This window comes from Mesonia sp. HuA40, from assembly GCF_008017835.1.
Taxonomy (GTDB): Bacteria; Bacteroidota; Bacteroidia; order Flavobacteriales; family Flavobacteriaceae; genus Mesonia.
The window spans coordinates 1-23,633 of record NZ_VRLT01000062.1 but is presented as its reverse complement, the minus strand read 5'-3'; the positions used below and the strand labels follow the sequence as shown (position 1 = coordinate 23,633).

Sequence of the window (23,633 nt, the reverse complement as noted above, 5' to 3'; positions counted from 1 at the left end):
GTTTTTTTTATGGAATAATTTTTAGACCTGGGGAGGCTGCAATAGGTTTTTTGGATAGTTTTCTAGGAATTGTTGCTCCAATTGAGGCTTTTGTCGTTTTTTTAAACTCAAATTCAACTGGTATTTCAAACTTGGCATTGAAATGATGTGGATGTGACAACAATGACATTGGCAAAAAGGAGAGCAAAGGTCAAACTCGTGGTGATGCTCTAAATCATTATACTCTTGAATAGCTTCAAGAACCAAAAAATTGGCAGTCGTTTGTTCTATATAATTTGAATTACTAAGGTTGTTTTCATTGTGTAAACCATCATCGCAAGGAACCAAATTAAGTCCCAACAGGTATACAGAAAAGATAAAAACAACTAACCTCATAAAACAAAATTACTTAAATTTTTTGGGAACTTATACTACTTAAGCAATTTTTTGAATGTTGTTTTGGTTTAATAAATTCTTTATTTTAATCATGTTTTTTTGCTTCTGAGGCTCTAGAAACTTTTTTCCGAAACTTGTAAAATAAGTATGATTCTCCAGAAAAGAGCAATTCAGCTCTAGCCACTCTTTGGTTGTAAAAGATAAATTGAGTTGGTTGTGCCACTCTAAACGTAAACATTTATTCTTTTCTTGGAAATCGGTTGATCCTAAATGTGCTAAATCTGCATCGCAAAGCACTTTCTCTAAAATAGTTTTAGGTTGTTGCGGCATTTTGGTTCCTAAGATGCAATTGGTTAATTTTTCAATACCTGTTTTGGGATATTTATTTTGATTCAAAAAACAGCTAGCTTTATGTGCGCTAAGCATCTCGTGACCTTGAAAAGTTTGTGTATTTCCTGTATCATGAAAAAGCGCTGCTAATAAAACGATTTCCAATTCATCTTTATCTAGCTTTTCATATGTCCCAATTGTTTTTACAATGTTATAGACTTCTTGGGTGTGTTGGCAATTATGAAAGTCTAGGAAATTACATCTACTCTCTTTTAATATACGAAAACAATGATTATATGCTTTTTGTAAAATAGCCGACATATATTTAAATTTACTATGCTATTCTAAAACTAAAATTATTCTTGTTTATTGTGTTTTGTAAGTAAATATGGTTCTAATTTTGATAGTTTGATTCGTAGATACTCTCTATGGCGTTTAGCGTTTCTACATTTTGAGTTACAATATACTCACCTGGTCGAAGCCCCTTTATAACTTCGTAATTGAGTTTGGAGTGTTTTTTAACTACCACTTTGCGCGATTCAAAAATTAAATGCTTAGGGTAGGTTTTTACATATAGAATTTGTTCTCCTTTGGCATTCGTTGTTAAAGACTCTTGAGGAATTAAAAGCGGTTTTTTTTCCTTTTCGGATCTTTGTTTTGGTAGAAAAACGTTAAGTAATTCGGCGTCTTCAAAAGGAATATTCTTAAAGTCAACTAGTATTTTAATTAAGGTTTCTTGTTCATTTTTGAGAATCAAACCATGTTTTTCAAGGTAGGTTAAAGGAATGTCGTTATTGTTAATGGTAACAAAAATTTTTTCGGTAAAGTTTTTTGCCATTTTCCAACTATCAGGAATCTTAAATGTAAGCTCTTTGAGATTCTTATTGCTAAATTCAAAAAGCGGCAAATCAAATTGCTCCTCATTTGCTTCACTAGAATCAATTAAGATTATTTTTCCGTAATTTGGTGCTTTAAATTCAATATAGGGCAAGGGTTTACCCGTTTTTTTAATTTTTTTTATCTCTTCTGCGTTTAATCCAATTTGGTACAAATTATTTTCTAATGAGATTATATTATTTGTTTTATTTGAAGATCTTAAAGCTTTTAAATAAGCAAGCTGGTAGCCAGCGAAGTTTTTAGGAAAAAATTTACCGATTACTTCTCCCGGTTGCGTGATTAGGAACTTATTTAGTGCTGGGTTTAATTTAAAAGTTCCTGGTGAGGGCCGAGCCTGGCGGTAGTAAATAGGATTATAAGATTTAGGTTTTACTTTTAACTGGTAGTAATGGGACAAATCGGGTTGTACACTCCTTATCTTTATCTCAGAACTAGCATATAAACTGTTTGAAACTAAAAATTGTTTTGGTTTTATTTGAACTGAACTTTCTTCATTTATGTTAATTTCTTGCTTACAAACCAAGCATTGATTTTGCCCTATCAAGTTTACGTGACTATGATTAGTTGATTTTTTGTTTTGAGAAGTTTCTGGTGAATTTTCAGTTAAATAGCTTCTTGGTTTTGGCATTTCTTTATTGAAAACGATATAGGCTAAATATCCTCCAGCTACCAATAAAATGATAAATAATATGGTGTTTTTCATTAAAAATATTTCCAGAGTTCAAAGCGCTTACGAGTACTCCTGTACTAATTTATTTATAACTAGCATACGTTTTAATTAATTCTAAAAACAGGAAAATTAATTTACTGTTGCTATATTTATGATATTGCTATACAAAAATAATGCTGAAAGCTATCTCTTCTATTCAATCTCCAACGGCATACTTAATTGTTACTAGCTTAATCCTATTTCGAGCTGATATTTGAAACAATACCTATTGATTATTAACTTCGACCATCTTAGGTTAGTTACTCTTGTAAAGGTACAATTTCTTTTTGAATGTTTTAGAATAGCAAATTAGCGAAATGGTAATTTTGATTTGGTTATTTGTTCAAAAAGCTAGTTTTAGCTTTAGGCTTGTTAGTAGGTAGACTAAATTTTCACTTCAGATTTTGCTGCAATAGGAGAGCATTTTAATCATCTTTATAAACCCTCTATAATAATTAATAGGTAAGTAGGGTTTATTTACCAAGATCTAGCATCAAGGAGTTAGTAATTCAAAATCTGTAAATCTTTTTAGGGTTAAAATCATTGTTCATATCCTACTTTCAATTAAGAAACTCGCCTTGCGTTTTAAGTATTTATAAGTAGGTGTTGAATTTAATGTAGCATTAGAAAACTAGCATTAAATGCGATTTTTTCTTTGTAATAGGCGAGAAAATAGAAACTATGGCTTTTAAAAAAATATGGTTTACCCATTTAAAACAACCAGATAAACCATATTTTTCTATTAGTGCAATTAGGACTACACTCGTTTTATTCCAACTTATTTTCTAAGCGTAGCGGTAACGCTTCCACAACGTAGCATCTTATCTCCAAAATATGGATTAAGAACTTCTTCAGATTTAGAAAACCAGAAACCACCTCCATTATTAAATGCCATAGGGCAGTTAATTTTATAAATAGTACCAGAATTTAAATGCTTATCGATTTCTTGTTCTAAAACAATAGATAATTTTAAAAAATGCTCACGTATAGATTCTATATCGTTGGCATTAGTGATAGACTGGTATATTTCAAAAATTTCAGTGTCTTTATTAATGGCATTTTGAATATAATCCTTAGCTATGGCATTAGATTTTTCTGCTTGGCCCGCTACCAATTGTTCTTGTAGTGCTAAATAGTACTTAAAATCGGTTTCGGTTTGATTGTCTTTAAAACCAACTGTACTGGTTTCCTTATTCTTAGCGTTAATTTTAGTTTTTTCTACACCTTTTTCCGTCTTTTTTGTATTTTCTTGGCAAGCTATTAAGCTCAATATGCAGATTAGGTAAAGTACAATATAATTTTTTTTCATCTTAAAATAGATTTTTAGTTATTGAAAAGTTAATACAATAACCTTTTATAATTGGGTAATAAAACCATTCGGGCGTCTGGTTTTTTAAATACCCGTGTAATTTTGTGGTGTTATTTGTTTAAGTTCATTTTTAACCTCGTCGGTTATTTCTAGAGTTTCTATAAAAGCAGCAATACTCTCGGCATTTATTTTTTCATTGGTTCGAGTAAGTCCTTTTAATGCCTCATAAGGCGATGGGTAGGCTTCTCTTCTTAATATGGTTTGAATAGCTTCGGCAACGACCGCCCAATTGCTCTCTAAATCTGCTTGTAGTTTTTCTTCATTTAAAAGTAACTTATTTAATCCTTTCAAGGTAGCTTTAAATGCGATTAAACTATGCCCTAAAGGCACACCAATTGCACGCAGTACAGTACTATCGGTAAGGTCACGTTGTAATCTGCTTATAGGTAATTTTGCTGCCAAATGCTCATATAGGGCATTTGCAATTCCTAAATTACCTTCACTATTTTCAAAATCAATTGGGTTAACTTTGTGTGGCATTGCCGATGAACCAACTTCTCCTTTTTTTATTTTTTGTTTAAAATAATCCATTGAAACATAGGTCCATATATCTCTATCTAAATCAATTAAAATTGTATTGATTCGTTTAAGAGCATCAAAACAAGCGGCTAGATAGTCGTAATGTTCAATTTGAGTTGTAGGAAAAGAATGTTTCATCCCTAAACCTTCGACAAAACTCTCTGCAAAATTTTTCCAGTCTACATTAGGATAAGCTACGTGATGTGCGTTAAAATTACCTGTAGCACCGCCAAATTTGGCTGCTGTTGGTAGCTCTAATAAAAGTTTGCGCTGTTGATTAAGACGTTCTACAAATACGGCGATTTCTTTCCCTAATCGAGTAGGAGAAGCGGGTTGACCGTGAGTTCTCGCCAATAGTGAAATCGCTTCCCATTCTTGTGCTAGTTGGTTTAATTTTTCAATAACCGCGTCTATTTCTGGGATATAGACTTGATCTAATGCATCTTTTAAACTTAGGGGCACAGCCGTATTGTTAATATCTTGAGAGGTGAGCCCAAAATGTATAAACTCTTTAGCTTCACTTAGTTTTAATTGATCAAATTTTTCTTTTATAAAATACTCAACGGCCTTAACATCGTGATTGGTAACTTTTTCTATATCTTTAACTTTCTGTGCATCATCACTGGTAAAGTTTTCATAAATGGTGCGTAATTTTGGAAACAAGTCAGCTTCAATATGACTCAGTTGGGGTAGGGGTATTTCGCATAAAGCGATAAAATATTCAATTTCAATTTTAACGCGATACTTAATCAAAGCCTCTTCGCTAAAAAAAGGTATCAATTCTTTTGTCTTTGAAGCGTACCTTCCGTCAATCGGACTTATGGCTTGTAGTGCATTCATAAAAATAGTTGTGTTGTTTTCAATAAGCAAACAAAGATAATTTCTTTTTTGTTAGCTTAAAATATATTGAGCCTAAATTGCCTTGGCTTTTTACGAATTAAATCCGAAAAGGACAGCACTAGAGTTATAACAATTTAAATTTAAGAAACAGGCTTTTTAATTTACTTAAAAAGAGTTGATTATAATTTTGTTAAAAAAATAATCGTATTGAAATTTGAACTAATTTTGGCCTTTTAAATTTGGTGCTATGCAACGGGAAAAGTTAGCTTTAGTAACCGGTATTTTAGGTATATCGGTTTTCCCTATATTGGTTAAAATGGGGTATACATCTGGATTGGTTTCGGCCTTTTATCGCATGTTTTTTGCTTTTATTATTTTACTCCCAATAGTTTTGTTTACTAAAGCCTTTAGATGGTCATCTTTAAAATTTATATTTTTAGCATTACTTTGTGGTGCCCTATTTGGTGCCGATGTTGCCGTATGGAATATTGCAATCGAGGAGTCAACGGCTACCCAAGCCACCTTACTCACCAATTTGTCGCCGATTTGGGTAGGTATAGGCGCTTTCTTGTTTTTAGCTGATAAACCAAGAACAAATTTTTGGGTAGGAACAGTAGTAGCACTTTTGGGTATGGTAACCATTGTAGGGTTCAAATTTATTTTAAATCTTGAATTTGATCGAGCCTTTTTATTCGGAATTTTATCGGGTGTTTTTTACTCTATTTATTTTTTAGTGTCTAAACGTGTGTTAGACCATATGAAAATTACCAGCTTCATGCTGATTAACCTAGCCGCTTCTTCGGTTTTTTTAGGAATACTAAATTTAATCGCACAAGAAAACTTAATCAATCACTCTGCACAAGCTTGGTTTGTTTTGCTTACCCAGGCTGTGGTATGCCAATTAATAGCTTGGCTAGCGCTAAATTATGCCGTTAGTAAAATGCGGGCCACACGCGTTAGTTTGGCTTTACTAGGCCAGGCGGTTTTAACAGCTTTTTTAGCCTGGTTGCTTTTAAATGAACCCATAAGCTTTCAAATGCTTGTAGGTAGCTTAATATTGTTGAGTGGTATTGCAATAACATTTATTCCCTTTGATAAATCTAGTAGGATTTTATCAAGAAAAATCAGAGTAAAAAATATAAAACCTAAATCGCCTAAAATGGGTTAAGCCTGTTTTATGAGTACCTTAGCCAGTTGGGGTAAAGCTAGGCTCGCCTTTTCTGGATAGACAAAAATATTGCCTTTTGGTTTAGTGTGCGGATTTAAATCAATTACATGAATAGGAGTTTTTGGGGCGGCATAATCAACTAAACCTGCTGCGGGATAGACTTGCATAGAAGTGCCTACAATCATTATAATATCGGCTTGAGTAACTTTTGAAATGGCCAATTCCAGCTTAGGTACAGCCTCGCCAAACCAAACAATGTGTGGCCTTAGTTGTTTTCCCTGCGAACAAAAATCCCCAATATTTAAATCATTTGGCCAGTAAAGCACTTCATTTTCATTTACACAACTTCTGGCTTTTAAGAGTTCACCGTGAAGATGAATAACAGAGGTGCTTCCGGCGCGTTCATGAAGATCGTCTACATTTTGGGTGATGATGCAAACCTCATAAAATTTTTCTAAATCTTTTAGAGCCAAATGAGCTGCATTAGGTTGTACCTTTTTCAATTGTCTGCGTCTTTGATTATAAAATGAAAGGACCAAATCGGGGTTTTCTTCCCATCCTCTGGGAGAGGCTACTTGCATAATATCATGATTTTCCCATAAACCATTAGCATCGCGAAAAGTTTGAATACCGCTTTCTGCAGATATTCCAGCACCACTTAAAACTACTAGCTTTTTTTTCATATTAGTTGAATAATTAAATAGCAATTTAAAAAATAAAAAATAATAAAATTTTTATGGATTTCTTGGGTGTTTATAATCAATGACTTATCAGTTGTTCTCAATTTTTTTTAAAAATAAATCAGTTTTTTAAAAACCGAACTACATTTTTGCTCGTAAGTAAGGTAGAATCAAAAATGTTTAATCAAATAAAAGAAATTATGAAAACAAAAATTTTGACAACCTTAGTACTGGCCTTTTTATGTTTAGCTAGCTGTAGCGATGACGACGACGCTGGAATGACACCTATAATGCCTGAAAGTAAAACTTATCCGCTTATGTCAGTGTCAGACCCAAGCATTATGGGTACGGTAACCTTTGAAAAAACGAATAATAATATGACACGAGTAATGGTAGAATTAGAAGGTACAGAACCAGGAGATATGTATCCTGCTCATATTCATATGAACACCGCAGCAGAAGGAGGCGACATCGCCGTAAGTTTAGAACCTATCGATGGTTCTACTGGTATGAGTACAACCACTTTTAGTCAATTGAACAACGGTATGGCTATTACCTATGAAGATTTACTCAATTTTGATGGTTATGTAAATGTGCATAAAAGTGCAGACGATTTGGCTACTTTAGTTGCTCAAGGCGATATAGGCCAAAACGAGTTGACAATGACTTCAAAAACCTATGCTTTAGGGAGTGTAGATGTGCCAGGAATTATGGGCGAAGCTAAGTTTTGTCTTTCTTTTTTATATGCTTTAGATCTATACTTATCTATAGCTGAATTACGTGCTATATTCACAATCCAAGTAAAAAACCTACCTTTTTCTGGATCGTATTGGGGTAAATTTCTCCAAATTTTCACCATCACTTCTTGCAAGACATCTTCAGATTGGGCTTTATTTTTAATTATGTTTTCTATGACACCAAACAAGCTTTGAGCATACATATCGTATAAATAGTCAAAAGCCTGCTCATCTTTTTTGTTGATTAACGTAATCAGTTCATCTTGTGTCATAAAATCCAGAATAAACCACGAGTATACAAAAATTACACTAATTTTGCCTTTTTCTTTATAGATAAATTCATGATAGACCAGAATCTCCTTGCCCATTTAGAAAGTTTCTTAACGCCAGAAAGGTTACAACGATTTCAAGAAGTATTGGCACAGCGTACCAATTATTTCACCGTGGCTACAGAAGATGTTTACCAATTACATAATACCAGTGCTGTTATAAGAAGTTGCGATGTTTTTGGTTTACAAAACATTCATATTATTGAAGAAAGAAATAAAAAGAGAATTGACAGAGAGATTGCAATGGGTGCTCAAAAATGGGTTAAAGTAAATCGATATAATCAAGTAGCTGATTGTATTACTCGTTTAAAGCAGGATGGATATCAAATTGTAGCTACTACGCCGCATAACGACGCTTGTTTATTACCCGATTTTAATATAGATAAACCTGCTGCATTTTTCTTTGGTACCGAGAAAGCTGGCTTAAGTGATGAAGTAATGCAAAAAGCCGACGGATTCTTAAAAATTCCTATGGCTGGTTTTACAGAGAGTTTAAATATTTCGGTTTCTGCGGCTATTATTTTGCAGAGTGTAACCAGTGCGATTAAACGCAAGGAAATAGACTGGAGGCTCACTCCAAAGGAACAATTAGAAACGCGTATGTTATGGGCTAGCAATAGTATAAAAAGCAGCGATAAAATTATAGAAAAATACCTGCGTCAAAAAAAAGCAGAATAACTAATTCCTGTTTAAAACCTTGTATTCTTCATAGCAACTACTAATGGCTTCAAGAATTTGAAGGTCATTAGCGGTTTTGATAAATTGCTTAGAGTAATTGCATTTTTGTAAAATTTCATCAATATCCACTCGCCTTACTTGCAATAGAGCACTTAAAGTCTCGCGATTAAATTTATCTTGCAGCAAGTTTCTGATCTCATCATCTTGCTTCATTTTGCGCAATTTACGCATTTGCTTAGGTTTTTTTCCAAAGACATTATAAAGCAAATCAGCGGGATTGGTGATGGCTTGTAGGGTCTTAGTAAAGGCACCCGGAGTGTTATTTCCTGCTTCATACCCGTAATCAAGTCCAGATATACTATACCTGGAATCTTCGTATATAGGTATATTTTTGGCGTCTATTTCTAGAAACCCCGTAAGTTTTAGCGGAGATAGTGTAACCTCTTCTAGAGCAATGGCTATTTCAGTCATTTTAACCTTTACATCGCCAAAGCGAGTCCAGTCATTGGTTACCTTAACTTGAATAGATTTAAAGCCCAAGAAACTAAAATACAAGGTATCGTTTACTCGAGCTTTTATTTCAAAATATCCTTCTTTGTTTGTAGTAGTGCCCTTTACCTCATTTAAGTTGATGATATTTACATTATCAAGCGGTACATCATTAGCTGCGTTTAGCACCTTTCCTTTTATGGTTTGTAAAGAATCTTTTTGCGCTCGCACCGTATAAAAAGAGGTAGCCAGCAGTAAAAAGAGTATATAACGTACAGCTTGGGGCTTCATTTTACTACTTTTTGTAAAGTAAATAAATTATTTTTTATTACGTCTTCTATTTACAGAACTTTTAATATTTGCAGAACGTTTACCGCCAGCGTTTCTAGGTTTTGATCGTCTTGAAGACCTTTTTTGATCACCTCCTCGATCGTCAAACTTTTTTCTTCCTCCTTTGCGTTCACCGCGTTTACGCTTAAATTTATCGGGTCTTCCTTCGTTAGCTTTTGTTACTTCGGCGTTAATTGCTCTGCCTTGATAGCTAAATTCTTTAAAGGTACTCAATACATTTTCAACTTCGGCAGTATCGGTATTAAAGAAAGAAAAGTTATTTTTCACATCTACACGTGAAACAGCATCTCTACCTAAATCGAGTTGTTCTTTCAAGAAATCCTTCAAGGACATCCAGTCAAAACCATCTTTTTCACCTACGTTTATAAAGAAGCGAGTGCTAAATCCATTATCTTCGGCAGCGTGATCTCCAGGCTTAGGCGAATTTATGGTATTTGCATTTTTATAGTAATTATGGAAACGTGTAAATTCTACACTAAAAACCTTTTTTATAATCTCTTCTTTAGAGAAATCCGCTAAAAGCGCCTCAATTTGAGGTAAGTACTCTTCAATCTCGTGATTAATCGTGGTGTTTTTGATGTCTTTTGCTAAATGCAATAACTGTACTTGGCAAATCTCTTCTCCGCTAGGTACTTCTTTTCGCTCAAAAGATTGTTTTATTATGCGCTCAATACTTTTAATTTTACGCATTTCACTTTTGGTGATAATTACCATAGACGTTCCTTTTTTACCCGCTCTACCTGTTCGCCCACTTCGGTGTGTGTACGTTTCTACTTCATCAGGAAGTTGGTAATTAATTACATGGGTAATGTCGTCTACATCTATCCCTCGTGCGGCCACATCGGTAGCTACAAGCATTTGTATTTGTCTACTTCTAAAGCTGCGCATAACCAAATCTCTTTGATTCTGACTTAAATCTCCGTGTAAAGCGGCGGCGTTATAACCGTCTTCTATCAGTTTTTCGGCAACTTTTTGTGTATCTCTTTTAGTTCGGCAAAAGATAACCGAGAATATATCTGGGTGTGCATCTGCCAATCTTTTTAGGGCGGCATAACGATCTCTTGGCCCTACTAAAAAATACTCGTGGTTTACATTTTTAGAACCTTCATTTTTGGTTCCCACGGTAATTTCTACCGGTTTGTGCATAAATTTAGATGCAATGGTAGCAACTTCTTTTGGCATAGTTGCACTAAACAACCAGGTTTTTTTCTCTTTAGGCGTGTGCGATAAAATGTCGGTAATATCTTCGTAAAAACCCATGTTTAGCATTTCATCAGCTTCATCTAGTATACAGTAGTCTATGGTTGAAATATCAATCATTCTTCTGCCTACCATATCCTTCATTCGACCCGGAGTGGCAACAATGATTTGCGCACCACGTTTAATCTGGTTAGCTTGTTCGCTTATGCTGGCCCCTCCGTAAATAGCTACGGTAGATAAACCTTTAACATATTTAGAATAATTTTTTAATTCGTTGGTGATTTGCAAACAAAGTTCGCGTGTTGGCGATAAAATTAATCCTTGTGTTTTTTTTGAGTTTGCGTTTATACGCTGGATAAGTGGAAAACCAAAGGCAGCGGTTTTTCCAGTTCCTGTTTGAGCAAGTGCCACTAAATCGGTATCTTGTTCTAATAAAATAGGTATAGCTTTCTCTTGTACTTCACTTGGGCTTTCAAAACCCATATCATTTACAGCATTCACTATTTGGGCATCAAGCCCTAATTCTTCAAATTTGTTCATATAGTATAAATAAGCTGCAAAGGTACGTAAAGTTTTTTAGCAAATCTATTTTTATTATAGTAAGGAATTGAAGTTATACTTTAAGTTCAAGTAATTGATAGTCAAACTGTTTGGTTCTGTTTTTATTATTAATTAAATTTTAGTTTTTTAATTAGCTTTTAGCTTAGCCTTAATCCATAAGCTAAACACTAGGATGCACTTGTGCTTTTTTATATTTTTAAGGTCAAATTTAGATCTATGATACACCAAAAAGTCATTCAACTACTTCTAGTTTTTTTGTTTTTCAACGGATTTGCTTTCGGTCAAACCGATAACTTTTCGGTAAAAGAAAATTATAATAAACAAGAAGTGCAAATTACCATGCGCGATGGTATAAAATTGCATACGAGCATTTATACCCCCAAAGACACTTCTAGAGAATATCCTATACTTTTACAGCGAACTCCTTATAGCTGTAGGCCTTACGGGGAAGAGAATTTTCCTAGAAAAATAGGACCCAATAAAAAAATGATGCAAGCGGGTTATATAGTGGTTTATCAAGATGTGAGGGGTAGATGGATGAGCGAAGGTAGCTATGATAATATGCGTCCTTTTATTCCGAAAAAAAAGAAAAACCAAATTGACGAAGCATCAGATACTTATGATACCATTGAATGGTTGGTAAATAATGTGCCTAATAATAATGGGCGCGTGGGTACTTGGGGCATATCCTACCCTGGGTTTTACGCTACTTATTCTTTATTAGCGAATCACCCTGCTCTTAAAGCTGTTTCACCTCAGGCTTGTATAGGAGATTTCTTCTTTGATGATTTTCATCACAACGGAGCTTATATGCTAAGTTATTGGATGGCCACAGCCTTGTTTGGTGAGCAGCACGATGGTCCTACTCAAAAGGCTTGGTACAATTTTCCTAAACCCGGTACTCCAGATGCGTATCAATTTTATTTAGATCATACACCGTTAAGTAAGCTAGATACTTATTACAAAGATAATTTCTTTTGGCAGCAACTTAAAGAACACCCTAATTATGATTCTTTTTGGCAAAAAAGAGGCATCATTCAGCATTTAAAAAGTCAAAAAATAAAACCCGCAGTAATGACTGTAGGCGGACTTTTTGATGCAGAAGATTTGTATGGCCCTTTTCATACTTACAAAACTATTGAGGCTCATCAAAAGAATGTGAATACCTTGGTTTTTGGTCCTTGGAGTCACGGAGGTTGGGCGAGTACTAAAAAACGTCAGGCTGTTGGAGAAGTGTTTTTCGGTGAAAACATCAGTCAGTTTTTTCAAGAAGAGGTTGAGACGCAATTTTTTGAGCAGCATTTAAAAACCAATAACCAAAAAAGAAATTCCTTACCAGAAGCTTTAGTTTATGACACCGGATTAAAAAAATGGGATAGTTTAAGCGCTTGGCCACCAAAACAAACTAAAAAAATGCAATTTTATCTAGCCGATAAAAATCAGTTGAGCACAAGTCCAAAAGCCGAAAAAAAGCATAGCTTTATAAGCGATCCTTTGAAACCTGTGCCGCATACAGAAAATTTGAACTTTAGATTTACACCTCGTCCTTATATGACAGGTGACCAGCGTTTTGCCGCCAAAAGACAAGATGTGTTGGTCTTTGAAACCGATGTATTACAAGAAGAACTAAAATTAAGCGGTGAAATTATGGCTAAACTAAAAGTAGCCACGACAGGTACCGCTGCCGATTGGGTGGTTAAAATAATTGATGTTCACCCTCCAGAGGCCAAGAATCATAAAGAGAACAATAAGGCCAGACCCATGGGCAATTATCATATGATGGTGAGAAGTGAAGTTATAAGGGGGCGTTTTAGAAATAGTTTCGCCAAGCCAGAACCCTTTGTACCTCACAAAAAAACAGATGTAAATTTTGTAATTCAAGACATTAACCACACTTTTAAACCTGGTCATAAGTTACAAATACAGGTTCAGAGCACTTGGTTTCCACTGATAGATATCAATCCGCAAAACTATGTAGAGAATATTTTCAAGGCCAAAGAAAGCGATTTCGAAGCCCAAGAACATACGGTTTTTGGAGATTCTTATATTGAATTTGATTATATACCTCAAACAAATAAAGCTGAATAAGCCTAAAGATTGAGAAATATCAGATTTCTATAGACAATTTTTTTAAAAGATAGGATTTCAAGTATAAATCAAATAACTTTGGTCTTATGACAAACAAAATAAAACATATCGCCGTGCTCACTTCTGGTGGTGATTCGCCCGGAATGAATGCCGCTATAAGGGCGGTTTCTCGGGCTTGTGCCTTTCATGAAATTAAATGTACAGGAGTTTATCGTGGCTATCAAGGTCTTATCGAAGGAGACTTTAAAGAGCTAGGTCCGCGAACGGTAAAAAATCTTATAAATAGGGGAGGAACCTTCTTAAAGTCGGCTCGATCTAAAGCATTTATGACTAGGGAGGGTAGAAAACAAGCTTTTGAACACTTAAAGAAGCATACTATAGATGCGCTGGTGGTAATAGGAGGAGATGGAACCTTTAAAGGAGCCGAAGTTTTTGGCAATGAATTTCAATTTCCTATTGTCGGCGTACCAGGAACTATAGATAACGATATTCGCGGTACAGATCATACCATAGGGTACGACACCGCCCTGAATACCGTAGTGGAAGCAATAGATAAAATAAGAGATACTGCCAATTCGCACAATCGTTTGTTTCTCGTTGAAGTAATGGGGCGCAATGCGGGTGATATTGCTTTAAATGCTGGGATAGGAGCAGGGGCAGAAGAAATTTTAATACCCGAAGAAAATTTAGGAAAAGAACGCCTACTAGAATCATTGAAACGCAGTAGAAAATCTGGTAAAACCTCTAGTATTATCGTCGTAGCGGAAGGAGATCAAATTGGGAAAAACATTTTTGAATTAGCCGATTATATCGATACTAATTTAGATTCTTATGAAGTGAAAGTGACCGTTTTAGGTCATATTCAGCGTGGAGGTTCACCTAGTTGTTATGATCGGGTATTGGCCAGCAGGTTAGGAATCGGCGCGGTTGATGCTTTAATCAATCAGCAAAAAGCGGTAATGGTAGGAATTTCTCATAAGAAAATTGTGAATGTTCCTTTTGAGCAGGCGCTAGCAGGAAGTAATGAAATTGATATCGATTTGTTACGAGTAGCCGATATAACATCCATATAATAACATCAATCTAATAATAAAAATATGAAGAAAATTAAAATAGCTATAAATGGCTTTGGTAGAATAGGAAGATTGGCTTTTAGAATTGCCAGTAAAAATGATGCTTTTGAGGTAGTGGCAATAAATGATTTGGTTGATGTAAATCATTTAGCTTATTTATTAAAATACGATTCTGTACACGGCAGATTTGACGCTGAAGTTTCTACCAAAAACGGAGATTTGGTGGTAGATGGTAAACAAATCCGGGTAACCGCAGAAAAAAATCCTGAAAATTTAAAATGGAATGAGGTTAATGCTCAATTGGTTTTAGATTGTACCGGTTTATTTAAAACAGTAGAAAGTGCTAGTGCTCACCTAAGCGCTGGTGCTCAAAAAGTACTTATCTCGGCACCATCAAAAGATGCTCCTATGTTTGTTATGGGCGTTAATCACAAGGATTTGCTTGCAGATCAAAAAGTATTTAGTAATGCCTCATGTACAACAAATTGCTTGGCGCCATTAGCAAAAATTGTGAATGATCATTTTGGTTTGGAAGAAGGGCTAATGACTACCGTGCATGCTTCGACCACCTCACAGTCTGTAGTTGATTCTCCGTCTCGTAAAAACTATAGAATAGGGCGCAGTGCCTTAAATAATATTATTCCTACTACAACAGGAGCTGCCATAGCGGTTACAAAAGTAGTACCCGAATTGAAAGGTAAATTAACGGGTATGGCTTTTAGAGTACCTACACCCAATGTTTCGGTAGTAGATTTAACTCTTAAAACAAAAAAATCAACTAGTTTAGAAGAAATTAGAAAAGTATTTAAACACCAGGCCGAAAATGATTTGAAAGGCATTTTGGGTTATACCGAAGAAGAATTGGTGTCACAAGATTTTGTGTCGGAACCAAACATCTGTGTTTTTGATGCCAATGCTAGTATGGAGTTAAATGATAACTTTTTTAAGTTAATTGCCTGGTATGATAATGAGTATGGCTATGCCAGTAAGTTAGTCGATTTGGCCGAATATAGCGCAAGTTTAAAATGATTTTAATAGCTGATAGCGGATCGACCAAATGCGACTGGGCATTATTAGATTACCATAAAAATACAGTATTAAAAACCAATACGGCAGGATTAAACCCTGCCGTATTAAGTGTGTCGCAACTTCAAACTATAATATTAGAAAATGAGAAAGTGTTGGCTCATGCTTCACAAATTCAAGAGGTATATTTTTATGGTGCTGGGTGCAACACAAAAGAACCAACAGCTATTGTTGAGCACTGTTTGCAAACCGCATTTAAACAGGCTAAAATACATGTAAGTGAAGACATGCTTGGCGCTTGTTTGGCGGTGACCAATGCCCCTGGAGTGGTTTGTATTTTGGGAACGGGATCTAATTCCTGTTTTTTTGATGGTAATAAAGTGGATTTACCTTTTTTGGCACTTGGTTATACTTTAATGGATGAAGCCGGTGGTAGTTATTTTGGTAAGCAACTTTTGCAGGATTTTTTTTACAATAGAATGCCCGAAAAACTAAAAATTCATTTTGAAAATAGGTTTGAGCTAAGTCCAGATATCCTTAAAAACAAATTGTATAAAGAAGAAGCTCCTAATGTTTACTTAGCTCAGTTTTCTAAGTTTATCTATGAATACTACAGCCAAGAAAAACCTTATTTTAAATCGTTATTAGAAAACGGTTTTAATCTTTTTATCGACAATCGTTTATTACCCGATGAACGCACTCGAGATTACCCCGTGCATTTTATTGGTTCAATAGCTTATTTTTTTAAAGAAATCCTTGTAGATTGCTTAAAAAATAAGAATTTAGCCCCTGGAAAAATTATTAGGCACCCTATTGAAGGTCTTATTGATTTTCATAAACAAAATATGTAATGGCATTAATTGCAAAAAATCCTACAGAAACAAAAGCCTGGGCGCAACTACAAGCCCACTTTGAGAAAATTGAGACAGCCGAAATGTTGACTTGGTTTAAGCAGGATGCTAAACGAGTAGAGCAGCTCAGTTTAGAATGGGAGGATTTTTATGTAGATTTTTCAAAAAATAGAATTGATGAAAAAACAGTTGAGCTGTTGCTTGATTTAGCGCATGAGATGCAATTAGAACAAGCTATTCAAGATCAATTTAATGGAGTAAAAATCAATAAAACAGAGAATAGAGCGGTATGGCATACTGCCTTGCGTGCTGCAGAAAAACCTAAAGAAGTGCAGCAAAATCTGGAGCAAATAAACATTTTTTCAGAAAAACTAATTAGGGGAGAGAAAAAAGGTTATTCCGGAAAGGCGTTTACAGATATTGTAAATATTGGTATTGGAGGTAGTGATTTAGGGCCAAAAATGGTAGTAGAAGCATTGCAACATTATAAAAATCACTTGCAAACACATTTTATTTCAAATATCGATAGCGATCATACAGCAGAGCTTTTTAAAAAAATAAATCCAGAAACAACCCTTTTTATCGTGGTAAGCAAAAGCTTTGGCACTCAAGAAACCCTTGTAAATGCTTCTACTATAAGATCATGGTTTGTAGAAAAAGCGAGTCAAGAGGCAGTTGAGCATCATTTTGTAGCGGTATCGAGCAATCTTAAAGCTGTTCAAGATTTTGGAATTTTACCAGAAAACACTTTCCCTATGTGGGATTGGGTGGGAGGTCGTTTTTCTTTATGGAGTTCGGTTGGACTGTCTATAGCCTGTGCGCTAGGATATAAAAACTTTACTGATTTGTTGGCTGGAGCTCAAAAAATGGACTCGCATTTTTCGCAAGCACCTTTTAGGCAAAATATTCCAGTTTTAATGGGCTTGATAAGTGTATGGTATAATAACTTTTTTAAAACCGAAACTGAAGCCGTAGTGCCTTATTCTACTTATTTAGAGAAATTGATACCCTACTTACAACAGGCCGTTATGGAAAGCAACGGAAAACAAACCGATCGATCAGGAGAACCAATAAATTATCAAACCGGTACCATTGTATGGGGAGCAGTAGGAAGCAATGCACAACACGCTTTTTTTCAGTTATTACATCAAGGAACCAAATTAATTCCTTTAGATTTAATCGGTTTTAAAAAACCTTTGCATCCCAATAAAGAGCATCACGGTATTTTAATGGCAAATTTCTTTGCTCAAAGTCAGGCCTTATTAACAGGGAAAAGTGCCGAAGAGGTTGAAAAAGAAATAGCCGGATTTACACCAGATCTTAAAAAACGTCAAGCTGCTTACAAGGTTTTTAAGGGGAATAAGCCTAGTACGAGTATTTTAATAAATAAGCTCACCCCAAGTTCTATGGGTAAGCTTTTAGCGATATATGAACATAAAATATTTGTTCAAGGAGTAATTTGGAATATTTTTAGTTACGATCAATGGGGAGTTGAGCTGGGAAAACAATTGGCAAAAAAAATTATACCGCAACTTAAAGAGAAAGAAATAAATCAGCAACTAGATGCTTCAACGCAAAAGCTATTAAAAGAATTTTTAAGCTAAACCATTATTCTTGATAAACTTTTTTACCCAACCAAAAAACTTGAGTTATATATCCCATTTGAGTTTTATGCTTGCGCAATCTTGGTGAGATAAAGTAACCAATGCACATAGCAATTATTAAGTTGTAGGTCGGTTCTAATCCAGAATAATAATTTAACAGAAGATAAATTACCCCAAAAAGCAATCCGAAGATGATATTTTTTACTAAACTGATTTTGATAAAGCTAGACATGCTATATTTTTAGGCAAAAGTAATAAAAATTATTTCCAGAACATATCTTCGGTATTTTCAACAAAATTGGTTGATTGATGTAGTTCTGCAACTTGGTCGAGTTGTTGAGATGTGGCTCTGTTTTGAATTTCCATAAAGAGTTCTCTTTCTTCGAAGCGAATATGAGCATCTAAAAGGTCTTTAAAAGCTAGTAAACTTGAAGCTTCTGCTTGTAGATTTGTAATTTTCTTGTAAATTTCCTCATGCTGTTCTAATGCCTTTTTTCTTAGCGAATTGTTTTCGGGTAATAAAGGAAATAATAAACGTTCTTCTTCTTCAAAATGGGGAATGAGATGGTTTTTCCAGAACCAGTTCACATACCTTAGTATACGATTAGGGTCTATATTTTTATTTAAACCTGTTTTAATTTTCCATCCTAATAACAAACCAAAATGATGTTCTCTACTAAAATCTCGTATCTGTTCTACTCTTTTCAAAGGTGGCAAAATTTATTGTTTTTTAGATATTCCTCAAGAACCTTCACGTGGTTCGATTGGGTGTTTTTATCTCCGTAAAGCTAACAAATTTGATGCTTTTCTCGTTTCTTTTTAAGTTCTTTTATGACCTCCTCATGATTCTCACTCAGCTCTTCTTGGTATTTTTTACTGAATTCTTCGAAACGATCATCTCATTGGTGAAATTTTTTTGAAAACTGGAGAAGGAGCAATTTCCTTAAGCCATTCGTCAAGCTCAGCATCTTCCTTGCTTATACCTCGCGGCCAAATTTTATCAATTAAAACCCTATATCCATCATGTTGGTGGGCGTTTCATAAATGCGTTTGACAATTATACGTTGCACGCCTTAAATATAGAAAACGAATTTTCAAAATCCTATTTACCGGACTTTGCTGTGGTAATTCCAGCTGGCATTAAGGCTTTTTAGCGTAAACGTTTGGCAATAGCTTGACTTACTCTAATGTGCGTATCAGGCTCTTGACGAAGTAAATTGTAAAAAGCCGATTTAGGAAGCCGCCAAATATAACTTCTCTAGGTTGCCATAGTTTTGGAAGGATAAACGATATCGGCAGATAGAGGAGGCTCTCCAAAACTTCTAAGCGCCGAAAAAATGGCCTGAATAAACTCCTTACCATTTGGCTGGTAATTATTCATTTTTACCTCTCCAGAAGCAATTTGAAGATAAAATAAAGCTGGTTGGTCTTGTTTAAAAATATATTCCTTCTTGGCACAACATCTTTTTTCAGCTATAAAATCAATTAAACTCGACTCTGCAATCATAACATTTTACTTACTTTTAAAAATACAACATTTTTTCGATAAAGCAATCTTAGCTTTTTGGCTAAAAATTTATCCGTTTTAGCATTGGAAAGGTTTGTTTTGAAATGGAAATCTTTCAATAATAGAATGTTTTCCCATTAAATTAAGCTAATTATTTTTTTTATTTTAAGTATAAATAACTAGTTTATAGTATGCTAGCTTTTTGTCTTAAAATTAGTAAGAAAAAGCCTCGCAAAAGTTTGGTAAGAACATATTAAGACTCTATATTTGCAATCGCAATTTAGGTTGCAACGTTCATACATATTGGAGAGGTGGCAGAGTGGTAATGCAGCAGCCTGCTAAGCTGTCATCCTTTTTGGATGCCCGGGTTCGAATCCCGGTCTCTCCGCAAAAAAAAATGTTTGTGAGTTTAAAAAATAGTTTTATATTTGCAAACCCAAATACACCACTCGGGGTGTAGCGTAGCCCGGTCATCGCGCCTGCTTTGGGAGCAGGAGGTCGCAGGTTCGAATCCTGCCACCCCGACTTTAAGAACCCTAAACACTTAAATAGTAAGTGTTTAAGGTTTTTTTATTGCGATAAATGTATCAAAAATGTATTGCTAGAGGCTAGAAAAGGTTCTTTTATTTCTTTAACTGATACATTAATCATTTTAAGCTCAATTTTTTCACTCTTCAAAGTAATCCAAGTCTATCTTTTTAATTTCAATTGTACTCTGATTTTGCAGTTAGGCCTCTCCTTTTTGTAGACTACTCTAAAATTCTGGCATTAATTAATTAGAAAATTCTAATTTCAAAGATTAAATGTTACTACAAAGATTTGTCCTTTACCGTTAGTTAGGTAAACGCGCAAATTTTTATAAATTTCTATGCCAGAGGAAACCCAATATTTATATAAGCTATTGTCGCTTTGGTTCAATAACCACCAAAGTTAGAAAGAATTGAAATTACAGCCTTTGAAGAAGCCGATAGCACAGCAGATGACAATAAAAACGGCTCCATTATCATCAAAACAAATAATAAAAATTCCAGTTCAGTGAACTCACCTATTTTATAAATGAATATTGTGAAGAATCAAGGCGTTATGCTGTAATGATAAACTGCCAGAATATATCTTTATTCAAGCCACAGCAAGTACAAACAATCAAATTTATGAGCACTTAGTGCCTTACCTAGTAGAGCAATGCATCTATCAAAAAATACTTGACTTCAGCTTTGTGAAATCACCATTTCCAGGAGTAGGGGGGCATTAGCATATTTAAAACAAGACCTTGAAAACGATATCACCTGCTTCTTAAATAAACATAAAACCTAATGCTATTTAATAAAAATCTCTGTAAATAATAACATATTTCTAAAAAGTTATATATTTTTGGGAATACAAACAAAATGCTCTTTCTGGTACCCGATTTTAACGTGTTCTCCTTGACTTGAAATTTAAGTCAACCTTGACAGGCTATTGGCGAACCTGCTAAATTTTCACTTCAATAACTTTTTGCACTTATCCAGTATAAAGTGTATTAAGAGTGTATGTTGATTAGATGTTATCAGTTGGCAATAATTAGAAAAAAAATGGGGAAATTAGCCGAACAGGAACCATAAAACAATAGTAGGCACAAACTAAATTTTAATAATTATGAAAAATTTAAAGTTATCATTGCATTTTTTAATTGCACTTTTCGTTAGTGCGATTATTTTTACAGGTTGTTCAGTAGACAATCAACAAATTGACGAAAAAGCAGCAATTGAAGGAGAATCATTAAATGAAGGTTTAATCTCCTCTCAAAACTACACCGAATCAACAATCAGAACAGCTGAAATTGATGGTTATATTATTAGAGAAGTTTTTGTTGGAGATGAAGAAATAGCTAGTAGATATTCATTTGAAAATACTCAAACAGATGGAGCGGGTACTACTGTAGATGTAGACAGAGTAAACTTTACATTAACTGTAACAAATACAGAAACATCAGAAAGAGTAGTTTATAATGAAATCAGTCAATATCATGAGTATGAACCAACAGACCAGTTTGATATTATCTGAATTATTAGAAATCCTACCATTCCAGATCCAGTAACAGGCAATCCTCAACCAATCGCGCTAGGTTGGCGCTATTCTTATGGAGCTTGTGTAAATGGTGAAAGAGGTGTATATAGAGCATATTATTTTCTAGGTTTCAAACTTACAGACGATGAGCCAGTTATGAAAGAAAATGGCTATGGACAAGAAACAGTTGGGTGTAATGAAGAATATCAACCTTAAATAATAATGAACCGAAAGCCGTACTGTTGAATTCAACAGTACGGCTTATTCTTAAATAGGATAAAATGAGGAAAACAATTTTTTATATTTTATTATTTTTTTCTTTAAACATTTTTGGCCAAAAATTTATTGTTTTAGATACTGATACGTATGATTTAATAGATTCTGTTACTTTTATACTTTATAATGACGATAAAGTTGTTTACACCAATGTAACAAAAAATAATAGTGCTACTGTTATACCTAGTAATATTAAGTATAACAAAATAGAGTTTATTAAAACAGGTTATAAAACAAGTATAATAAAAATGGAAAACCTGAACGAACCTGTTTTTTTAACTAAAGAATACATAAGATTAGATGATGTTGTAGTCTCTTCAAAAAAAAACGAATATATTATATTAGGAGAATCAAATAGAATTAGACATTCAAGAAGTAGATTATTGATGCCAGAACTAACCTTTGGTACTATTTTTCATAATTACAAAAATAACTTAAACATTAATCATACTATTTTTTATGTAGATAAAGTAAAATATAAAACAGCCTATAAGATTCACTTTTTTGAAGTAGAAGAAAGTTTACCATTTGGTAACTTACAAACACTACAGTTTAATCAAAACATTTACTCCACCGATACCCTCTATTTAAACTCAAAACAGAAAAACAGAATTGAGATTGAACACAAAGAGGATATTTTATTCAAAGAAAACACGAAATTATTTGTATATATAGAAGCTTTATATTACTTAGATGAAAACGATAAAAAAATTCTTCCAAAAAATAAAGATCGTACTAAATTGAAATTTCAATTATCCAATGAAAATAATTATTATTCCAAAACTTTTAATACAACAACCTCTGAACAGTCAGCTAATTTAACAAATAGTAATTTAAGGATTAAATATGATTTTGCAAATTACTTGTTTAAAACTCCTCACAAAAGAATACTTTTAACCCCTGCAATATTGTTAAATACAACAGAAATAAAATAAAACCTATTGCCAACAACTAAACCTTCTTGTGGCCTGTGCACCTGCTCCCGTGCGTCACCTAAAACTTGCTGCGCTTTATCCAACAAATAATTGTATTTAAAGTGCATAATTGAGTTAAAAAACCGGATGTGCTTAATTTGATTAAATCAAAGTCTATGAACAAAAAATTAAAAAAAGTAATCTATTTAATTTTCAGCATTTTATTCATCTCTTGTGGAACTAATAAAGCTATTACTAATACTAATGTAAACACCCAACCAAATACCAAATACAAGAAAAGCAGAACAGCTTACTCAGGAACCTTAAATAAACATGAATACAAAGAACTGATTAAAAGATTGGAAGTAGAATTAAAAACTACAATTCCAAATGACAAGTCAATTCTAATAAATTATAACCAAAAAGCACCAAATTGTATATATGTTGGTTACAGTGTTAAAAACAACAAACAAGTAGCTAATAATCGAATTAGAATCTCTTCAAGAATGAGTTCTAATTATAATGCAGTTGATTTCTTTGTTTATGCCAAAGATTCATATAACAAAGAGATTTATGAGCAAATGCCTGAATTTATAATGGATTCAGGCTTCTTCTATGAAAATGTTTTTACGGAACATCAAAATTGTGCTGGATTTTTAATCATTAAACCAAACGGTGAATTTTATAAACAATACGGTGAAGATTATTACTCTGAAGTAAAAGCTTTCTTTGAGAAAAAATAAAAAAACTTAACATAATAATTAAGCCTTCGCGCGGCCCCCGCTGCTGCACAATTGCATCGTGTTCACCTTACTTAATAAACCAAGTCAGCCTCGACAGGCGATTGGCGAACCTAATAGCTTTTCGCCACAATCACCTTGTTATTCTTTATCCAGTAAAAAATTGTATTATAAGTGTATATTTGAGATGATATAACGAGTTGGCAAAAATACCTCGGAATGAAAAGCAAAGCGGAAAAATAATGAATCTGACTGCTTGAAAAGATGAAGTAAAAA

General features: G+C 34.0%; 23 protein-coding genes and 2 tRNA genes. 12 read left to right on the top strand and 13 right to left on the bottom strand.

Annotated features, from left to right (window positions below; all coding sequences use genetic code 11):
* Positions 1-21: 21 nt before the first annotated feature.
* The 5 genes from FT993_RS11820 to purB form a co-directional block, all read right to left on the bottom strand.
* Positions 22-375, bottom strand: a complete 354-nt coding sequence (locus FT993_RS11820; RefSeq protein WP_147862765.1) for a DUF6660 family protein — start codon at positions 373-375, stop codon at positions 22-24.
* Between the two features lie 39 nt (positions 376-414).
* Entirely contained in the window at positions 415-1,026 is a 612-nt protein-coding gene (locus tag FT993_RS11815; protein ID WP_147862764.1) for an HD domain-containing protein, read from the bottom strand.
* A 73-nt stretch (positions 1,027-1,099) separates the two neighbouring features.
* Complete coding sequence (locus tag FT993_RS11810; protein WP_147862763.1) at positions 1,100-2,305, bottom strand: hypothetical protein; 1,206 nt, start codon at positions 2,303-2,305, stop codon at positions 1,100-1,102.
* A gap of 784 nt (positions 2,306-3,089) precedes the next feature.
* The gene (locus FT993_RS11805) at positions 3,090-3,620 is read right to left on the bottom strand and encodes a DUF3347 domain-containing protein (protein WP_147862762.1); all 531 of its coding nucleotides are present in this window, start codon (positions 3,618-3,620) and stop codon (positions 3,090-3,092) included.
* Between the two features lie 84 nt (positions 3,621-3,704).
* Positions 3,705-5,039 carry an adenylosuccinate lyase gene (gene purB / locus FT993_RS11800; RefSeq protein WP_370450902.1) on the bottom strand — a complete coding sequence of 445 codons (1,335 nt, stop codon included), beginning with the start codon at positions 5,037-5,039 and terminating at the stop codon, positions 3,705-3,707.
* Positions 5,040-5,286: 247 nt separating this feature from the next.
* Between purB and FT993_RS11795 the strand changes: the two genes are divergently transcribed.
* Positions 5,287-6,207, top strand: a complete 921-nt coding sequence (locus FT993_RS11795) for a DMT family transporter (protein WP_147862761.1) — start codon at positions 5,287-5,289, stop codon at positions 6,205-6,207.
* Here FT993_RS11795 and FT993_RS11790 read toward each other — a convergent pair.
* Both FT993_RS11790 and FT993_RS11785 read right to left on the bottom strand, forming a co-directional pair.
* A complete protein-coding gene (locus FT993_RS11790; protein WP_147862760.1) occupies positions 6,204-6,890 on the bottom strand; it encodes an NAD-dependent deacylase in 687 nt (228 codons plus the stop codon). The two genes, FT993_RS11795 and FT993_RS11790, sit on opposite strands and share 4 nt — an antisense overlap.
* A gap of 673 nt (positions 6,891-7,563) precedes the next feature.
* Positions 7,564-7,827 carry a sigma-70 family RNA polymerase sigma factor gene (locus tag FT993_RS11785; RefSeq protein WP_255504500.1) on the bottom strand — a complete coding sequence of 88 codons (264 nt, stop codon included), beginning with the start codon at positions 7,825-7,827 and terminating at the stop codon, positions 7,564-7,566.
* Between the two features lie 138 nt (positions 7,828-7,965).
* On the opposite strand from FT993_RS11785, the gene FT993_RS11780 reads away from it, so the two are divergent.
* The gene (locus tag FT993_RS11780; protein WP_147862759.1) at positions 7,966-8,631 is read left to right on the top strand and encodes an RNA methyltransferase; all 666 of its coding nucleotides are present in this window, start codon (positions 7,966-7,968) and stop codon (positions 8,629-8,631) included.
* On the opposite strand, the gene FT993_RS11775 is transcribed toward FT993_RS11780, so the two are convergent.
* Together FT993_RS11775 and FT993_RS11770 are read right to left on the bottom strand one after the other, a co-directional pair.
* Positions 8,632-9,411, bottom strand: coding sequence for a carboxypeptidase-like regulatory domain-containing protein (locus FT993_RS11775; RefSeq protein ID WP_147862758.1), 780 nt, complete (start codon positions 9,409-9,411; stop codon positions 8,632-8,634).
* 27 nt (positions 9,412-9,438) lie between these two features.
* Positions 9,439-11,211 (bottom strand): DEAD/DEAH box helicase, encoded by a 1,773-nt coding sequence (locus FT993_RS11770; RefSeq protein WP_147862757.1) that lies wholly within the window; start codon positions 11,209-11,211, stop codon positions 9,439-9,441.
* A 237-nt stretch (positions 11,212-11,448) separates the two neighbouring features.
* Here FT993_RS11770 and FT993_RS11765 point away from each other — a divergent pair, with 237 nt between their 5' ends.
* The 5 genes from FT993_RS11765 (at position 11,449) to pgi (ending at position 17,874) form a co-directional block, all read left to right on the top strand.
* Complete coding sequence (locus FT993_RS11765; protein ID WP_147862756.1) at positions 11,449-13,320, top strand: CocE/NonD family hydrolase; 1,872 nt, start codon at positions 11,449-11,451, stop codon at positions 13,318-13,320.
* A gap of 86 nt (positions 13,321-13,406) precedes the next feature.
* Entirely contained in the window at positions 13,407-14,393 is a 987-nt protein-coding gene (gene pfkA, locus FT993_RS11760) for a 6-phosphofructokinase (RefSeq protein ID WP_147862755.1), read from the top strand.
* A gap of 24 nt (positions 14,394-14,417) precedes the next feature.
* Entirely contained in the window at positions 14,418-15,422 is a 1,005-nt protein-coding gene (gene gap / locus FT993_RS11755) for a type I glyceraldehyde-3-phosphate dehydrogenase (RefSeq protein ID WP_147862754.1), read from the top strand.
* Positions 15,419-16,270 (top strand): N-acetylglucosamine kinase, encoded by an 852-nt coding sequence (locus FT993_RS11750; protein ID WP_147862753.1) that lies wholly within the window; start codon positions 15,419-15,421, stop codon positions 16,268-16,270. The genes gap and FT993_RS11750 overlap by 4 nt, the downstream gene beginning before the upstream one ends.
* On the top strand, positions 16,270-17,874 hold the full coding sequence (gene pgi / locus FT993_RS11745; RefSeq protein ID WP_147862752.1) for a glucose-6-phosphate isomerase: 1,605 nt from the start codon (positions 16,270-16,272) through the stop codon (positions 17,872-17,874). Before FT993_RS11750 ends, pgi begins: the two co-directional genes overlap by 1 nt.
* 4 nt (positions 17,875-17,878) lie before the next feature.
* Here the strand turns inward: pgi and FT993_RS11740 are convergent, their stop codons facing one another.
* The 4 genes from FT993_RS11740 to FT993_RS11725 form a co-directional block, all read right to left on the bottom strand.
* Entirely contained in the window at positions 17,879-18,106 is a 228-nt protein-coding gene (locus tag FT993_RS11740; RefSeq protein ID WP_147862751.1) for a hypothetical protein, read from the bottom strand.
* A 29-nt stretch (positions 18,107-18,135) separates the two neighbouring features.
* Positions 18,136-18,582, bottom strand: coding sequence for a hemerythrin domain-containing protein (locus FT993_RS11735; RefSeq protein WP_255504497.1), 447 nt, complete (start codon positions 18,580-18,582; stop codon positions 18,136-18,138).
* A gap of 186 nt (positions 18,583-18,768) precedes the next feature.
* Complete coding sequence (locus FT993_RS12530; protein WP_255504499.1) at positions 18,769-18,855, bottom strand: hypothetical protein; 87 nt, start codon at positions 18,853-18,855, stop codon at positions 18,769-18,771.
* 277 nt (positions 18,856-19,132) lie between these two features.
* Positions 19,133-19,381, bottom strand: coding sequence for a cyclic nucleotide-binding domain-containing protein (locus FT993_RS11725; RefSeq protein ID WP_147862749.1), 249 nt, complete (start codon positions 19,379-19,381; stop codon positions 19,133-19,135).
* Positions 19,382-19,686: 305 nt separating this feature from the next.
* On the opposite strand from FT993_RS11725, the gene FT993_RS11720 reads away from it, so the two are divergent.
* The 5 genes from FT993_RS11720 (at position 19,687) to FT993_RS11700 (ending at position 23,360) form a co-directional block, all read left to right on the top strand.
* Positions 19,687-19,769 (top strand) — tRNA-Ser (locus tag FT993_RS11720).
* A 62-nt stretch (positions 19,770-19,831) separates the two neighbouring features.
* Positions 19,832-19,906, top strand: a tRNA-Pro gene (locus tag FT993_RS11715).
* A gap of 1,110 nt (positions 19,907-21,016) precedes the next feature.
* Entirely contained in the window at positions 21,017-21,424 is a 408-nt protein-coding gene (locus tag FT993_RS11710; RefSeq protein WP_147862748.1) for a hypothetical protein, read from the top strand.
* A 284-nt stretch (positions 21,425-21,708) separates the two neighbouring features.
* Positions 21,709-22,638 (top strand): hypothetical protein, encoded by a 930-nt coding sequence (locus tag FT993_RS11705; protein WP_147862747.1) that lies wholly within the window; start codon positions 21,709-21,711, stop codon positions 22,636-22,638.
* Positions 22,639-22,793: 155 nt separating this feature from the next.
* Complete coding sequence (locus tag FT993_RS11700) at positions 22,794-23,360, top strand: hypothetical protein (protein ID WP_147862746.1); 567 nt, start codon at positions 22,794-22,796, stop codon at positions 23,358-23,360.
* Positions 23,361-23,633 lie beyond the last annotated feature (273 nt).

Excerpts from the sequence above, each read along its gene's own strand:
- FT993_RS11820 (WP_147862765.1), bottom strand. The coding sequence starts at position 375 with ATGAGGTTAGTTGTTTTTATCTTTTCTGTATACCTGTTGGGACTTAAT.
- FT993_RS11815 (WP_147862764.1), bottom strand. The coding sequence starts at position 1,026 with ATGTCGGCTATTTTACAAAAAGCATATAATCATTGTTTTCGTATATTA.
- FT993_RS11810 (WP_147862763.1), bottom strand. The coding sequence starts at position 2,305 with ATGAAAAACACCATATTATTTATCATTTTATTGGTAGCTGGAGGATAT.
- FT993_RS11805 (WP_147862762.1), bottom strand. The coding sequence starts at position 3,620 with ATGAAAAAAAATTATATTGTACTTTACCTAATCTGCATATTGAGCTTA.
- purB (WP_370450902.1), bottom strand. The coding sequence starts at position 5,039 with ATGAATGCACTACAAGCCATAAGTCCGATTGACGGAAGGTACGCTTCA.
- FT993_RS11795 (WP_147862761.1), top strand. The coding sequence starts at position 5,287 with ATGCAACGGGAAAAGTTAGCTTTAGTAACCGGTATTTTAGGTATATCG.
- FT993_RS11790 (WP_147862760.1), bottom strand. The coding sequence starts at position 6,890 with ATGAAAAAAAAGCTAGTAGTTTTAAGTGGTGCTGGAATATCTGCAGAA.
- FT993_RS11785 (WP_255504500.1), bottom strand. The coding sequence starts at position 7,827 with ATGTATGCTCAAAGCTTGTTTGGTGTCATAGAAAACATAATTAAAAAT.
- FT993_RS11780 (WP_147862759.1), top strand. The coding sequence starts at position 7,966 with ATGATAGACCAGAATCTCCTTGCCCATTTAGAAAGTTTCTTAACGCCA.
- FT993_RS11775 (WP_147862758.1), bottom strand. The coding sequence starts at position 9,411 with ATGAAGCCCCAAGCTGTACGTTATATACTCTTTTTACTGCTGGCTACC.
- FT993_RS11770 (WP_147862757.1), bottom strand. The coding sequence starts at position 11,211 with ATGAACAAATTTGAAGAATTAGGGCTTGATGCCCAAATAGTGAATGCT.
- FT993_RS11765 (WP_147862756.1), top strand. The coding sequence starts at position 11,449 with ATGATACACCAAAAAGTCATTCAACTACTTCTAGTTTTTTTGTTTTTC.
- pfkA (WP_147862755.1), top strand. The coding sequence starts at position 13,407 with ATGACAAACAAAATAAAACATATCGCCGTGCTCACTTCTGGTGGTGAT.
- gap (WP_147862754.1), top strand. The coding sequence starts at position 14,418 with ATGAAGAAAATTAAAATAGCTATAAATGGCTTTGGTAGAATAGGAAGA.
- FT993_RS11750 (WP_147862753.1), top strand. The coding sequence starts at position 15,419 with ATGATTTTAATAGCTGATAGCGGATCGACCAAATGCGACTGGGCATTA.
- pgi (WP_147862752.1), top strand. The coding sequence starts at position 16,270 with ATGGCATTAATTGCAAAAAATCCTACAGAAACAAAAGCCTGGGCGCAA.
- FT993_RS11740 (WP_147862751.1), bottom strand. The coding sequence starts at position 18,106 with ATGTCTAGCTTTATCAAAATCAGTTTAGTAAAAAATATCATCTTCGGA.
- FT993_RS11725 (WP_147862749.1), bottom strand. The coding sequence starts at position 19,381 with ATGATTGCAGAGTCGAGTTTAATTGATTTTATAGCTGAAAAAAGATGT.
- FT993_RS11710 (WP_147862748.1), top strand. The coding sequence starts at position 21,017 with ATGAAAAATTTAAAGTTATCATTGCATTTTTTAATTGCACTTTTCGTT.
- FT993_RS11705 (WP_147862747.1), top strand. The coding sequence starts at position 21,709 with ATGAGGAAAACAATTTTTTATATTTTATTATTTTTTTCTTTAAACATT.
- FT993_RS11700 (WP_147862746.1), top strand. The coding sequence starts at position 22,794 with ATGAACAAAAAATTAAAAAAAGTAATCTATTTAATTTTCAGCATTTTA.